Here is a 13,900-nt window from a genome sequence, read left to right as displayed (position 1 = left end):
TCGGTGGCACGGGCTTTCTAGCCCGTGCGGACAGGCTGGAAAGCCTGTCCCACTAAAACAAAGCCATCTCCTTAAATTAACGATTAGGAACATTTAGTCTATTTTTAGAGATGCCCTCAATTTAATTTTCGGAAACCCCCGAGCGAGAGAAAATAATGAAAACCATGATCAACTTTTTTAAGGCCCTGTTGCAAATGCCCAAACCCTGGGTGGCGTGGGTGATGCTCCTGATGACTGTTAATATGGTCGTGCCGATATTTTTTATAGAAACGCTGGAAGCCCAGGTGGTGCTGGCAACCATGATGGCCAGCGCCGCTCTCATGATGTTTCTATTCGCACAGAAAGGCTTCGTCCGCCTGCTGGGGTTGGGTCATGTCCTCTGGATACCGTTGATCCTGTGGTTGTCAGCAAGGGTCGATTTTGCGTCCGCATCTACCGGGGTCGAGCAGTGGCTGCTGGCGGTCATTGCATTGAATGGCTTGTCTCTCATCATCGATACCGTGGATGTCATCCGCTACGCCAAAGGCGAACGTGCCCAGCGTGACGCTGGACCCAATATTTACGTGCGATGAGTTTATGGCTGACTGAATCCCGCCTCGTGAAGAATTTCCTCCCCGTGTTGCGGCCAGCCTGAGGGCCGGAGCAAATATTGCCATGCGATGGGTTTGCTGGTGCAACATTGCACGGCGTGAGCAATCTCGCCCTTCCGCGAAGGAGCCAGCGGTGGGTGTTATTGAAAGCGCATGCGGCTTTCGAGGGTGAGAACCCCCCGCGACATCAACAGGGTGAGGATCAGATACGTCAGCGCCACATAGGTATAAGTCTCAAAATAGTTAAAATGCCGGGTGGCGTATTCGTTGCCCACGCGCAGAATGTCGGTGATGGCGAGGACGGATACGAGGCTGGTGTCTTTCAACATGCCCAGGGTCTGATTGCCGATGGCGGGAACGATGGTGCGCATCGCCTGCGGCAGGATGATCTGGAACATGGCTTGCCTGGGCGTCATGCCCAGACTGCGGGCCGCCTCCCCTTGTTCTTTCGGAATCGCTTCGATGCCGGCGCGGAACACATCCGCCATATAGGCTCCGTAACAAAGGCCAAACCCCAGCACGGCGGCGGCGAATGCAGGGATGTGCAAGTATTGCCCCAGAGCGTAGTAGACATAAAACAACAGCACCAGCAACGGAATGCCTCTGAGTATTTCTGTATAGAAAGAGGCCGCGATCTGGATTCCGCGGATGCGTGAAAGCTTGCCAAAGGCCACCAGAAGCCCCATCAGAATGGCGGACACACTGCCTAAAAAGGTGACGGCCAGCGTGTAAAAGATTCCCTCGGGAAGCAGAGGCAGGAGCGTCAGGTAATCCTTAGGTTCACTGTCAGGGAGAAAGAGATCTCGGGCGGGAAGATAAATGAGTAATATGAAACTTCCGATAACCGCCAGGTTCCAGGCCCAGTGCTGGGGGGCGATGGCGGAATTTGTATTTTGGCGATTGAGATGCATGTGCTACGTTCCGGCCTTCGGGGCGTTTGATTTGGGAACTTGAGCGGCGTCGCCCAGGTTCCATTTAGCGTGCAGTTTTTCCACAGTGCCATCTTCTAGAAGCGCAGTCAACGCCGCATTGACCTTGGCCAACAGTGCCTTTTCATCTTTGCGGAAAACGATGCCATAAAACTCTTCCGTTAGAATTTCTCCGACCATTTTGATCTTCTTGAAATAATCTTTCTGCTGATTTTTGTAATACAACGTCCCGGTGCTTTCGCCAAGCACGCCATCGATTTTGCCATTGATGAGATCGGTCACCGCATGGCCGTGAGCGTCGTAACCCTTTATCTTGAGAGTCGGATATTTTTCCAGATAAAAATAAGCTGTGGTTCCTCGTTGCGCGCCGACCGTGAGGTTTTGATCTCTCAGATCTTCAACGGACTGAATGCCCGGTTGATCTTTCCGCACCACCAGGGCCAGACCACTTTGCAGGTAGGGGATGCTGAAGGCCATTCGTTCTTTTCTTTCTTCCAAAATGGTGATGGAGCTCATCACCAGATCAAACTTGCCGGTGATCAGTCCGCCGAACAAACCCGGAAACGCCACCGAGATGATCTCAACATCAAAGCCGGCATGATCGGCGATGGCCTTTATCAAATCCGGCTCGAAGCCGGTCAGTTGATTCTGGTCGTTGATATACGCCATGGGAATCAGGTTGGTGTCGGTAGCCATCACGATTTTCTGGCGGGCTGGAGAATCTTTTGCCGGTGGCTCGCCGCATCCTGAGCTGTGGAGTGAAACGGCCAGAAGGATGCAAAGGGTCAGAAGTTTGCTGGAAAGAAAGCGTTCAATCAGACGAATCATCACTAGTCCTTTCGGGCGTAATAGAATTTTCAAATTGCATGACGTCGCGTGCCGAAAACAGGATCTCAACCCGGTCGCCGGAGTGCAGGACGTTATTGTTTTCCTCCCCCGAACCGTGTGAAACAGGAACGGTGCAAGTCTGGCCGTTTTCAAGTTTTACCTGATATTGGGTTTGGTTCCCTAAAAAGGTTTTATCAACGATGAGGGTGTTGACGCGGTTGAGCGAAGTCCCGCTCTTTTCTTCTGCATGGAAAAACATTTTTTCCGGGCGGATGAAACAGGAAACCTCCTGCCCCGCCGCGAAATTTGATTGCGGTTCACAATTGATTTTGATGCCGCCCTTAAGAGCGATAACGGTCTGATTGCCGTTTTGCTTTTCTATGACACCCGAAAGCCGGTTCACCGCGCCCAGAAAACCCGCGACAAAAGGCGACTCGGGATGGTTATATAAATCGGATGGGGTGCCGACTTGCAGGAGGCGACCGCCTTCCAGGATGCCCATGCGATCAGCCAGGCTCATGGCCTCTTCCTGATCGTGGGTGACGAACAGAAAAGTGATGCCAAGAGCCTTCTGCATGTCGCGCAATTCTTCGCGCAAACTTTGCCTGAGATTGGCATCCAGCGCCGAAAGAGGTTCGTCCAGCAGAAGAATTTTGGGCCGGTTGATGATGGCGCGGGCGATGGCGACCCGTTGCGATTCTCCGCCGCTTAATCTACCGGGGTAGGCATCGCTGAGTTCGGTGAGATGCGTGATCTCCAACACCTCGCCGATGCGTCGCGCAATCTCGGTCTCGGGCGTTTTGCGGACTCTCAGGCCCACGGCAATGTTGTCGTAGACCGTCATGTGCGGGAACAGGGCGTAGTTCTGGAAAATGATTCCCACCGGACGGCGTTCCACGGGCAAGGGGACGACATTCTGGCCATCAATCCAGATTTCACCCCGGTCCGGTTGCTCGAATCCGGCGATCATTCGCAGTAGAGTGGTCTTGCCGCACCCGCTTTGCCCCAGCAGAATGAAACGTTCCCCCGCCGAAATCTGCAAAGAGACATTCTGAATGACCGGTTTTCCACCGAATGATTTTGAAAGGCCTTTTAATTCAACCAAGGTTTGCCGCCTGAAAAGTTTAAAACTTGCAACCAGAGGGCATTTTATATAAATTTGCCGCTTGATGACACCACGATGTTTGTGAACAGCGGATTGGGATAGAGTTAAAAAGGGAGAACGAATGCAAGTATTGATCATTGGCGGGGGCGGCAGGGAACATGCCCTGGCCTGGAAGATCGGGCAAAGTCCGAAAGTGGATAGAGTCTATTGCGCACCGGGCAATGCCGGGACGGCACAAGTGGCGGAAAATGTGGACATCGCCGCCGATGATATTGATCGTCTGCTGGAATTTGCCCTGGAAAATGATATTGGTCTCACGGTGGTGGGGCCGGAACAGCCGCTGGTACTGGGCATCGTCGATCGTTTTCGGGAGAAAGGGCTCAAAGTTTTTGGCCCGACCGCAAAGGCGGCGGAAATCGAAGGCAGTAAGGTGTTTTCAAAAGATCTGATGAAAAAATACGGCATCCCGACCGCTGGATATCACGCTTCCACTTCGGCGGAAGAAGCCCTGGACTATGCCAGAAAAAATACCGGACCGTGCGTCATTAAAGCCGATGGGCTGGCGGCTGGCAAAGGCGTCATCATCTGTAAAACCTCCGCCGAGGCGGTGGCCGCCATCACATCCATCATGGTCGATAAAAACTTCGGCGATGCGGGAGCCACCATTGTGAATGAAGAGTTTATGGAAGGGCAGGAAGTTTCGCTCCTGGCGTTCACCGACGGCAAAACCGTGTTGCCTCTCGATTCAGCTCAGGACCACAAAGCCGCTTACGATGGCGACACAGGCCCGAACACCGGCGGCATGGGCGCCTACTCACCAGCGCCGGTATTTACGGAAGCTCTCCTTCGAGAGGTCATGGAAACCATCATGATTCCCACCGTGCAGGCGATGGAAAAGGAAGGCCGAACCTATCAGGGCATCCTCTATGCAGGCTTGATGCTCACCGCCGACGGACCCAAGGTTTTGGAGTTTAACGCCCGATTTGGCGACCCGGAAACCCAGCCCCTGCTCATGCGCATGCAGAGCGACAGCGTTCCGCTTTTTGAAGCCTGCATCGACGGCACCCTGGACCGACAACAGGTGGAATGGAAACCGCAAGCGGCGGTGTGTGTGGTGATGGCGGCCGGGGGCTATCCCGGACCTTACGAAAAAGGCCAAGTGATAGAGGGGTTGGATAAGGCGGCGGAATGTTCAGATGTGATGGTGTTTCACGCCGGAACCCAACTGAAAAATGGAAAGGTTGTTACCAACGGCGGGCGCGTTCTGGGAGTCACGGCTTTGGGGGCGGATACAAAATCCGCTATTGCCAATGCGTATCGGGCTGTGGATAAGATCTCATGGGACGGGGTGCATTACAGAAAAGATATTGGCGGTAAAGCGGTGAGGGGGGAGGGTTAGTCCAGTTGCAGTTCTTTGACGTCTTCAACCTTATCCATTTGTTTGTCGAACAGTTTGCGCGACAAAACCCACGACCCCCACGAGATGACCACCACAGTCACAACGCCGATGGTTGCCCAGAGCCCGACATTCCCGGAGCTGGACATACCCCTGAGAAAGACAAAAGCGCCGAGCGGCAGGGCCATGATGAACCCGAAACAGGTGAGAAGCATCGAGCTTCGGGCGTAATACTTGGGCCGGACGTCGATATTGAGTTCGCTCAAGTATTTCTGGTTTTCCGGCTCGGCGGCGTCGAGAAGCAGAACCTCACCCTCGCAATTGGGGCAATGCAGGCCTCCCCAGAACGCATCTTTACATTGGAGACAAAATTTGACCATAATGATGATATTCCTTTTAAAGAGAAATTAGGATACCCTATTTGCGGCTAAAGGTTCAATAAGGATTCATTTATATAAAGATACCGATGACAGAAAATAAATACATTTTTCTGACCCACGGCGGCGCAGGTTCAAAAGAAGAATATCAGGATGGCACCCTGCAAGCCGCGAAAGTGGGTCTCAAGGTTTTAAAATCAGGCGCGACCCTGATGGACTCCGTTTGCCGGGCAGTGGCCGTATTGGAGGACGATTTCAGGTTCAACGCCGGAGTGGGGTCGCATCCGCGTTCCGACGGGTCCGTGCAGATGGATGCGGCGGTGATGGACGGCCAGGGTCAATTTGGCGCGGTCGCGGCACTGGAAGGGTTCAGAAATCCCATTCATGTGGCGCATGCGGTGACCCGTACGCAATACAAGGTTCTTGTCGACCGGGGAGCGGCGCAATTTGCGAAAAAAGCGGGGTTCGAAACCCTGTCAGCGGACCAGATCACGGCCCGGGGAGTGGATTTTTCTACCGGCGAGGAGGTAACCGATACAGTGGGTTGTGTCGCTTACGATGGTAAAAGCTTTGCGGCGGGGCTCAGTACCGGAGGCATTCGCGGAGCGGCTCCGGGCAGGGTGGGCGATGTGCCCTTGATCGGGTGCGGCCTGTATGCCGGGCCGGCGGGAGCGGTCGCAGCCACCGGCGACGGCGAGATAATCACCATGCACCTCACCGCCATTCGTGCCTACCAGATGCTGGAACGTGGCGATCGGCCAGAAATGGTTTTGGAGGAAGTTCTGCACTGGTTCCATCCGGTGAACGATGCGATTGGGCTGATTCTCGTCAGCGACGATGGTTATGCCGCAGGTAGCAACCGCACCATGGCCTGGTCGGTTTTGGAGGAAAATTAAACCATAACCACCAAAACCAGGAAGAACAACGACCCTTGATCATTCAAGAGGAAACCCGCAAATTCCCTGCCCTATATATCCAGTTGATTTTTTGCAATAAAAGCGGTTAAATGTCAGGCCTTCCATCCCACCCAAAAAGCCAGCGTAGCTCAGGGGTAGAGCAACTGATTCGTAATCAGTAGGTCGGCGGTTCAATTCCGCCCGCTGGCTCCATAAAATCAATTGGTTGCTCTTTGCTTGGTAGTCCATTTTAACTTTTGGCTAGCACTATGGCTAGCATTTGAGTCGTTCTTAGACCCTTTCAAAGCTTGTCTATGAGTTTTTTGGAAGGGGGTAAGGGGGGGATTTCACAGCCAGTCTGTACGTTATACCCCCACAGATTTTTGTGATTAAACTATTTTGCTTGTTTATTCCTTCTGGTACTTCTCCCCTCCCCTTAGTCACCGCAATCACTTCCAGTTCGTCCAACACCTCACCGTTATCGGAGTTTGGTCATTTGCTTTCCATAAGATGGATCAATAGGAATAAATTAGATTATTGTTTTCAGTAACTTAATTAAATCACCCAAATGGGCCATATCTATTGCAGCCGGTTAAAGGTATACAACGATACAAGTCTTACCACACAGGAACCCAAAGTATCTGTTTTGCAGGCTTTTGGTCAACGCTGCGGCGGGATAGCACAAGTGGTTGCTAAAGAAGCGAGTGGATTCTTATTGAAATTTTCACTCACCAGCAGAAAGGAACCAGGACTATGAGGAACTTGCCATACCGCACCAGATTCATTCCTGTCCCAGTGGGCCAGAAGAAGACATCAGGACTTCGCTTGTTACTATTGACGTTGGTATTTCTTTTAACCTTCGTGGCTCCTGTTCTTGCGGATGATGACGACGATGATGACAAGAAAAAGGGAAAAAACAAGCCAGTCATTTCATTTACCAGTGTTGATCCTGGTAAGACCCAGATAGACATCAACGGTATGTACCTTCATGACGGGTCTAATAACCCGATCGTTATTCTTGGTCTTAATGGCAAAGGTGGCACCACGGTGGATATCGTCCTCGCAGTTCAGTCTAAAGACGGAGCGGGCACACAGGTGATCGTAAATCTACCGTCCCCCGGCCCCGCCGGTATGGTGAAGATACCGGGCGGGGAATACGTGGCGGGGCTGGACCCGGACCTGGCGTTGGCGGAGTGCCGGAAATATTATGGTAAATGCAAACGCGAATGGTTCACGGACGAAACTCCGGCCATGAGGACGGTGGAATCATTTTCCATGGACAAGTATGAGGGGACGCAGGCGGAGTTTGAGAAGGTGATGGGAAATAATCCGAGCGGGTTCAAGGGGCCGAACCTGCCGGTGGAGAATGTGACCTGGCATGAGGCGGATGAATATTGCCGGAAGGTGGGCAAACGCCTGCCGACGGAATGGGAATGGGAAAAGGCGGCCAAAGGGGGAAGCGGCACGATTTATCCTTGGGGGAACGAGTTGCAGTCGGGGAAGGCGAATATCTGCGATATGAATTGCGAGTATGACTGGAAGGCAAGTGAGATCGATGACGGATACAAGAACACATCGCCGGTGGGCAGTTACCCGCCGAACGGGTATGGGTTGCACGATATGGCGGGGAACGTGTGGGAGTGGACGGCGAGCGATTACAGGGATAGCGATGAGATCAAGGTTTTGCGCGGCGGGTCGTGGAACGCTGGTCCGAACAGTACGCGTTCGGCCTTCCGCGACTACTACTTCCACCCCGGCCGTCGCTTCGACTATGTCGGGTTTCGTTGCGCCCAGTAAGAATTACTCTTTGTTCTCTTACTCTTTTACCCTTTGCGGTTTTAGATTTTCAGGCCACCGCCGCAGGCGGTCGAATTTTTTTGGAGATTTTGAAACATACCGGATGGAAAAGAAATGAGCGATAAAGAGGATGCATTAACGAAAACCTATGATTTGATGGTGTGGTTGTTCCCGCAAATCGGCAGGTTTCCGCGCGAGCATCGTTATACTCTTGGCAGTCGGCTGGAAAACAGTTTGCTGGATATTTGCGGGAACCTGATCGAGGCCCGCTACTCACGGGAAAAGACCGTCCTCCTCCATGCCACGAATATTTTATTGGAGAAATTGCGGTATCTGGCCCGGCTGAGCAAGGATTTGCGTTTTATCAGCGTAAAAAAATACGAATACCTTTCCAGGGAGATAAACATGATAGGAATGTTTGTCGGCGGCTGGTTGAAAAAGGTCAAGGAGATGTCCTCATGAAGCGGTATGGCGGTTTGTTTGAATCCATAGCCACCTTTCCGGCCTTATTGGCCGCCAGCCGCAAGGCCAGAAAAGGCAAGCGGTTTAAACATTCCACAGCGGATTTTGAGTTTAATCTGGAAAGGGAGATTATCCGGCTCGAACGGGCATTAACAAACCAAACCTACCGCCCCGGACCCTACCGCGAATTTTCAATTTACGAACCCAAGCCGAGAAAAATCAGCGCCGCGCCTTATCGGGACAGGGTGGCGCAACATGCTTTATGCGCGGTCATCGAGCCGTTATTCAACCGGTCTTTTATTTTTGATAATTATGCCTGCCGTACCGGAAAAGGAAATCTGCAAGCGGTGAATCGCTTCACGCATTTCTCCAGACGTTTCAAGTACGTTCTCAAATGCGATGTGAAAAAATATTTTCCCTCCATCGACCATCAGGTATTGAAAGATAAAATCCGGCGGAAAATCAAATGCCCAAAAACATTATGGTTGATCGATTTGTTCATCGATTCGTCCCATCCGCAGGACGCGGCAAACTTTTATTTTCCCGGCGATGATTTGTTCACGCCTTATGAGCGGCGCCGGGGAATCCCCATAGGCAACCTGACCAGCCAGTTGTTCGCAAATCTCTATTTGAACGATCTCGATCATTTTATCAAGGAGAAATTTCCCGTTTTCGGCTATATCCGGTATATGGATGATTTGGCGGTATTTGGAGACAGAAAGGAGGAACTGTGGAGGGTTTTAGAGTGCGTCAAGGAATTTCTTGTTCGGGAAAGGTTGTGGTTAAAACCGGAAAAAAGCATGGTCTATCCGCTCGTTCGAGGCGTGGACTACCTCGGTTTCAAGGTATTTCCGGATCATCGGAGGTTGCGGTACGAGAACACGGTCCGTTACCGTAGAAGGGTGAAAAGAATGCAGAAGGATTATTATAAGGGAAAGATCGGGTTCGCGGAGATCAACGGCTCGGTGCAAAGCTGGATAGGGCATGTCGGACATGCCGATACCTGGCGGTTCCGGGAAAAACTTTTTAAGGATATTTCGTTTCAAAGGTGCGGGACATAAACGGCCTTGGTTTTGCGCGGCGGGTCGTGGAACAATAATCCGAACAATACGCGTCCGGCCAACCGCAACAACAACAAACCCGGCAATCGCAACAACAATAACGGGTTTCGTTGCGCCCAGAATCCCCGAAAAGATGGATTGTTTGCCGGAATTCCGCGGTTCAAGGATGGCGGGAGAGCGTTTTTCGGGGGTACATGGTGTCCCGTTCCCGCGTCGGGTCTTGCCCGGCCAAATACAAAAGAGGATTCTTTCGGCAAGTAGGGTTTCTGAAAATCGAAAGAATTCACCATAGCGTCTTTATCGTATTCTGCGGAACAACATCGTGCTGATCTAGGCGGAGTACCAGGAGAAGTTTGAAGAGTGAAGGCGGGGGGGATTTAACCAACATGAAAGAAAAATCCTGTTTCATTACGGAGGAGCGCGGGGAATGGAAGCTGACGCCATGAAAAAATCATTGTTGCCGGGATTGTCGGGAGCCTTATTGACCCTCCTGCTGAGTTCGGGGTTTGCGGAGCTGTTCCAGGCCTGGGAACTTAAGACACTGGACGCAAGATTCCAGGTGCGTGGGTCCATCGAAACAAATCCCAATATCATCATGATCGATGCGGACGATCCAAGCGCACAACAATTAGGCCGCTGGCCCTGGCCGCGTTCCCTACATACCCAAATGATCAACCTTCTGGGTGATGAGAATCCCGGAGCAATTGTTTACGACATTCTTTTTTCCCAGCCCGTTGATGAGACTGAAGACCTGGCTCTTGCACAGGCAACGAAAAACTCAGGGAAAATGATCTATCCCTTTGCGGTCAGCCTGCCTGGTTCAGATAAGAAAACCTCAAAAGTTGCATTGCCAGAATATTTTCCTGACAGTCAGTTTAAAGAAACCCTCAAGTCAAAAGATTATCTTTCCATTGAAAGCGTGATCCTTCCCCTGCCGGAGTTGGTGCAGTTTTCCAGAGGGCTGGGTCATATCGCAGCCAACCGCGACAGGGATGGTGTGGTAAGACGGGTGCCGTTGTTTGTTCGTCATGAAGGGTCTCTCATGCCTTCTTTGGCCCTGCAGGCTACCTTGACCTGGCTGGATGTTTCTCCTCAACAGGTTGAGATCGATGACTCGGAAATTCTTTTAAAGCAGGTAAGCCTTCCCGGCAACCAAGGCCAAGTTAATATTCATATCCCTGTTGATTCAAATGGCCAGATGCTCATCAACTACGCAGGAAAATGGAGCAAAACTTTCAAGCACGCCTCCTTTGCTTCTGTTTTGGCTAGTGACGCAAAAACAACCGGTAATATGGAAGAGGTGGAAGGGAAATTGATTCTCGTCTCGAATACCTTATCTGGTCAGGACATTAAACCCACTCCGGTTGAAAAGGATTATCCTGGTTCAGGGATTCACGCCAATATCATCAATACCATCGTTACGCAGAATTTTCTTAGAGAGACGGGTAGGAGTTTTAACCTCTTACTGGTTCTGTTGCTGAGCATCACTACGGCAAGGTTCCTTCTGCTCAGAAAATATTTACTTCAGGCCGTTTTCATTTCAGTTCTGTCGGCCGGTTACCTAATTGTCTGCGCCGTATTGTTCGATTCCGGACTTGTTTTGCCGATTGTTTTCCCTCTTTGTTCCATAATTTTAACGGGCCTCCTTGTGTCCATATACCAGGCGGGTTCGGAAAAGGAGTTATCAGATAATCTTCAACAGGAAAAGAGCCAGGTGGAAGCTCATCTCGTGTCTATCTCTACTGACCTTGCGGTTAAAGAAGGGGAGTTAATAAAAATACAGGACCAGTTGAAAGGTCTTCAAGAGGGTATGCAGATAGGGCAGGAGCGTGGGGAAGCCCAGACGCTGAAAATCGATGATCTGCAGAGAAGCCTAGAGTTGTTGGTTCAGGACAAAGAGAAACTGCTAGCCCAAAGGACACAGCTGGAAGACAAGGTGCTGGACCTGCGCGTTCACATTTCCTTTGATCCGCCCGGCGAAGAAATACTGGAACTGCTGAAACAGGAATGCGGAGAGTTTGGAATTAACACGAGAAGCCAATCGGTTCTGGATGTATTTAAAAATCTCAAACAGGTGGCACCGGTTCCATCGCCTGTGCTGATTCTTGGGGACTCCGGTACGGGTAAGGAACTGTTCGCAAAGGCTCTTCATTTACTGAGCCATAGAAAAGGAGAATTTGTTCCCGTCAACATGGGGGCAATTCCCGAAGGATTGTACGAAAGTGAACTTTTTGGTCACATGAAGGGAGCTTTTACTGGAGCCGCAACGGACAAGAAGGGGAAGTTTGCCCAGGCCAGCGAGGGAACGATATTCCTGGACGAAATCGGTGAGGTCAGGCAGGACCTGCAGGTCAAGCTCCTCAGGGTATTGCAGGAGAAGGAAATTCAACCTGTGGGAGGTAAAGCCTTCAAGGTCAATATCAGGATTGTGGCTGCGACCAACAAAGATCTCCAAAAGGAAATGGAGAAGGGGGAGTTCAGGGAGGATCTGTTTTACCGATTAAACACGGTTACCCTAAAACTGCCGAGATTGAAAGACAGGAGGGAAGACATTGAAATTCTTGTGGACCACCTTATCAAAAAATATCGCACCGAATATGGGAAAGAGATCCTTGGAATTTCAGACAAGGCCATGCAAGTGATATTAAATCATGACTGGCCCGGAAATATTCGCGAACTGGAAAATATCATTCAGCGGGGCATCACTTTCGCCACTGGAGAATTGATTCAGGAGAAGGACCTAGGCATGGACCCCTCTAGATCTAAAGAAGAAGTCAAAAGACCTTCATTGAAAGTCAGTAGAGGAGACGGAGATGAACTGCTTCTGAATGCTCTAAAAGAAAGTAATTTTGAAATCAACCAGACGGCGGCCAGATTGAAGATGCATCGCAATACCGTAACAGCGCGATTCAAGGGCATTTGTTTTGATATGCTGGTCAGACATGGAATAGACAATGCGGTAAAGGAAATTGCGGAGATCCCTTCGCATCATGAAACCGTTACGCAGATGTTCACCGAGTACTGGAAAAATCTGATTAACACAGCGGAAGAATTTGAAACAGAGGCAGAGGCTATCAAGGCGGCGTTGAAGCGCAATAAAAACGTACCCGCGCAACACCACAGAGCCATAGAGGAGTTGGTTCGTGATTATTGTGCGGGAAAAGAAAAGAGTTCTGAATCATGAAACCAAAACAATCTGTAATTTTAATGGTCATCATTCTATTTTTGAGCATTACAGGTCAAAGCGGGGCAGAAGAGAAGAAAGTTGTTTCGTGGATTACGGAAGAGGAAGCCGCACTGCCTGCCATGAAACCTTCCCAAACAAAAAACAAAGATTTTCCTGAATCAGATAACCAACCCTTTCAGGTGAAAAATCAGAGCATAGCAGGGCCGATCATAAAAGTTGAGAAGCCTGACCCAGACCATCTCTATAATGACCTAATCGATATTCTTATCAGTTTTGAAAAAAATCCTACTGGCGAACCTGTGAATATGGAATCGCTCCGAATCATTTATTTGAAAATGTTCGGGATCGATATCACGGACCGGATACGCCCTTATATAAAGGAAACTCGTATTGATGCTAATGGGATTAAGTTTCCAGAGGGGGAGCATGAGTTTGAAATTCGCATAAAAGACAATGAACTGATGGAGAGTTCTGAGATAATTAAAATTAAGGTGAATTAAGAAAGGACCTAAATTCAATTAGTAAGTGCAACTCTGACTGTCGTTAGCAGGGTAAACTGCGGTAACCTTGCAGTTTTTCTCACCGACAAAAGTAAGAGGAGTACGCATGAGTGGTTACACACAGCTTACCCAAGGACAACGCTACCAAATGGAAGCCCTTCTCAAGGCCAGGCATAATCAGACAATGATTGCGACTATTCTCTCGATGGTGTGGTCACTACTCATATAGAGCGTAATAGCAAGTACACGGTTTTGACCCAATCAAATACCAAACACGCTAACCTGGTGTGGGTCTATCCGAATAAGTGTGTAAACGGCATTTATAAAAAACTAAAAAACAATCTAGTAGCAGAGCCTGTGGGCCCTGTGAAAAATGGTTTTTTATTTTTCACAAGTCCATAGGCTAATTTTCTATCATCCTTCCAGGAAATAGAATCACAAACTGATTCAAAGCCTGCCTCCATCATAGTCGGATCGGCATCGTCCACTTCTTCTAAATATTCCTCAACGCTAAATACAAATGCTTCATCGTTCGGAAACGATCCTCGACTCTTGCTTACCTTGCTTGAGTCAACGGGAACATTCCTTCCGTTGCTACCCCATTGGTTTTTCAAACAACACCGCTCCGCCATTTTAAAGGAAGGCAAGCGAACAGACGCCTTCCGATGGGCGGGCTCATGTTCTTGAGGGTATGGTAATGAGAAGTGGAGTGGGAGGCTCCACGACAGCCCCTATTCCCCCTTGTTGAATCCTCCCTATCAATGAAGCTTCC

At 50.2% G+C, this 13,900-nt stretch carries 14 protein-coding genes and 1 tRNA gene; 10 read left to right on the top strand and 5 right to left on the bottom strand.

Going from position 1 to position 13,900, the window contains the following annotated elements:
- Window positions 1-155 precede the first annotated feature (155 nt).
- A complete protein-coding gene (locus O3C58_13170; protein MDA0692803.1) occupies window positions 156-572 on the top strand; it encodes a hypothetical protein in 417 nt (138 codons plus the stop codon).
- Window positions 573-730: 158 nt separating this feature from the next.
- Here O3C58_13170 and O3C58_13165 read toward each other — a convergent pair whose 3' ends face one another.
- The 3 genes from O3C58_13165 to O3C58_13155 are packed head-to-tail and all read right to left on the bottom strand — an operon-like array spanning window position 731 to window position 3,452.
- Window positions 731-1,501, bottom strand: coding sequence for an amino acid ABC transporter permease (locus O3C58_13165; GenBank protein MDA0692802.1), 771 nt, complete (start codon window positions 1,499-1,501; stop codon window positions 731-733).
- A gap of 3 nt (window positions 1,502-1,504) precedes the next feature.
- Complete coding sequence (locus O3C58_13160; protein MDA0692801.1) at window positions 1,505-2,347, bottom strand: basic amino acid ABC transporter substrate-binding protein; 843 nt, start codon at window positions 2,345-2,347, stop codon at window positions 1,505-1,507.
- The gene (locus O3C58_13155; GenBank protein MDA0692800.1) at window positions 2,331-3,452 is read right to left on the bottom strand and encodes an ABC transporter ATP-binding protein; all 1,122 of its coding nucleotides are present in this window, start codon (window positions 3,450-3,452) and stop codon (window positions 2,331-2,333) included. The genes O3C58_13160 and O3C58_13155 overlap by 17 nt, the downstream gene beginning before the upstream one ends.
- A 121-nt stretch (window positions 3,453-3,573) precedes the next feature.
- Between O3C58_13155 and purD the strand changes: the two genes are divergently transcribed.
- Window positions 3,574-4,851: a phosphoribosylamine--glycine ligase gene (gene purD / locus O3C58_13150; GenBank protein ID MDA0692799.1), complete on the top strand. Its 1,278-nt coding sequence runs from the start codon at window positions 3,574-3,576 to the stop codon at window positions 4,849-4,851.
- Here the strand turns inward: purD and O3C58_13145 are convergent.
- The gene (locus tag O3C58_13145) at window positions 4,848-5,228 is read right to left on the bottom strand and encodes a hypothetical protein (protein MDA0692798.1); all 381 of its coding nucleotides are present in this window, start codon (window positions 5,226-5,228) and stop codon (window positions 4,848-4,850) included. The two genes, purD and O3C58_13145, sit on opposite strands and share 4 nt — an antisense overlap.
- Before the next feature lie 86 nt (window positions 5,229-5,314).
- Between O3C58_13145 and O3C58_13140 the strand changes: the two genes are divergently transcribed.
- The 8 genes from O3C58_13140 to O3C58_13105 all read left to right on the top strand — a co-directional run bounded on the left by O3C58_13140 (window position 5,315) and on the right by O3C58_13105 (window position 13,128).
- Entirely contained in the window at window positions 5,315-6,121 is an 807-nt protein-coding gene (locus O3C58_13140) for an isoaspartyl peptidase/L-asparaginase (protein MDA0692797.1), read from the top strand.
- Between the two features lie 138 nt (window positions 6,122-6,259).
- Window positions 6,260-6,334: transfer RNA gene (locus tag O3C58_13135), tRNA-Thr, on the top strand.
- Between the two features lie 540 nt (window positions 6,335-6,874).
- Window positions 6,875-7,918: an SUMF1/EgtB/PvdO family nonheme iron enzyme gene (locus tag O3C58_13130; protein ID MDA0692796.1), complete on the top strand. Its 1,044-nt coding sequence runs from the start codon at window positions 6,875-6,877 to the stop codon at window positions 7,916-7,918.
- 114 nt (window positions 7,919-8,032) lie between these two features.
- A complete protein-coding gene (avd, locus tag O3C58_13125; protein MDA0692795.1) occupies window positions 8,033-8,380 on the top strand; it encodes a diversity-generating retroelement protein Avd in 348 nt (115 codons plus the stop codon).
- Window positions 8,377-9,441 carry an RNA-directed DNA polymerase gene (locus tag O3C58_13120; protein ID MDA0692794.1) on the top strand — a complete coding sequence of 355 codons (1,065 nt, stop codon included), beginning with the start codon at window positions 8,377-8,379 and terminating at the stop codon, window positions 9,439-9,441. Before avd ends, O3C58_13120 begins: the two co-directional genes overlap by 4 nt.
- A 6-nt stretch (window positions 9,442-9,447) precedes the next feature.
- A complete protein-coding gene (locus O3C58_13115) occupies window positions 9,448-9,702 on the top strand; it encodes an SUMF1/EgtB/PvdO family nonheme iron enzyme (protein MDA0692793.1) in 255 nt (84 codons plus the stop codon).
- Window positions 9,703-9,868: 166 nt separating this feature from the next.
- Complete coding sequence (locus O3C58_13110) at window positions 9,869-12,625, top strand: sigma 54-interacting transcriptional regulator (protein ID MDA0692792.1); 2,757 nt, start codon at window positions 9,869-9,871, stop codon at window positions 12,623-12,625.
- A complete protein-coding gene (locus tag O3C58_13105; protein MDA0692791.1) occupies window positions 12,622-13,128 on the top strand; it encodes a hypothetical protein in 507 nt (168 codons plus the stop codon). The genes O3C58_13110 and O3C58_13105 overlap by 4 nt, the downstream gene beginning before the upstream one ends.
- 320 nt (window positions 13,129-13,448) lie before the next feature.
- Here O3C58_13105 and O3C58_13100 read toward each other — a convergent pair whose 3' ends face one another.
- Window positions 13,449-13,742: a hypothetical protein gene (locus tag O3C58_13100; GenBank protein MDA0692790.1), complete on the bottom strand. Its 294-nt coding sequence runs from the start codon at window positions 13,740-13,742 to the stop codon at window positions 13,449-13,451.
- Window positions 13,743-13,900: the final 158 nt, after the last annotated feature.

The organism is Nitrospinota bacterium (genome assembly GCA_027619975.1).
Classification (GTDB): Bacteria; Nitrospinota; Nitrospinia; order Nitrospinales; family VA-1; genus JADFGI01.
Note: the sequence above shows the minus strand (reverse complement) of the source record. Positions and strands in the feature narration are given on the sequence as shown.

Coding starts and splice junctions, on each gene's coding strand:
- O3C58_13160 (MDA0692801.1), bottom strand. CDS start 2,347: ATGATTCGTCTGATTGAACGCTTTCTTTCCAGCAAACTTCTGACCCTT.
- avd (MDA0692795.1), top strand. CDS start 8,033: ATGAGCGATAAAGAGGATGCATTAACGAAAACCTATGATTTGATGGTG.
- O3C58_13120 (MDA0692794.1), top strand. CDS start 8,377: ATGAAGCGGTATGGCGGTTTGTTTGAATCCATAGCCACCTTTCCGGCC.
- O3C58_13105 (MDA0692791.1), top strand. CDS start 12,622: ATGAAACCAAAACAATCTGTAATTTTAATGGTCATCATTCTATTTTTG.
- O3C58_13165 (MDA0692802.1), bottom strand. CDS start 1,501: ATGCATCTCAATCGCCAAAATACAAATTCCGCCATCGCCCCCCAGCAC.
- purD (MDA0692799.1), top strand. CDS start 3,574: ATGCAAGTATTGATCATTGGCGGGGGCGGCAGGGAACATGCCCTGGCC.
- O3C58_13145 (MDA0692798.1), bottom strand. CDS start 5,228: ATGGTCAAATTTTGTCTCCAATGTAAAGATGCGTTCTGGGGAGGCCTG.
- O3C58_13170 (MDA0692803.1), top strand. CDS start 156: ATGAAAACCATGATCAACTTTTTTAAGGCCCTGTTGCAAATGCCCAAA.
- O3C58_13130 (MDA0692796.1), top strand. CDS start 6,875: ATGAGGAACTTGCCATACCGCACCAGATTCATTCCTGTCCCAGTGGGC.
- O3C58_13140 (MDA0692797.1), top strand. CDS start 5,315: ATGACAGAAAATAAATACATTTTTCTGACCCACGGCGGCGCAGGTTCA.
- O3C58_13110 (MDA0692792.1), top strand. CDS start 9,869: ATGGAAGCTGACGCCATGAAAAAATCATTGTTGCCGGGATTGTCGGGA.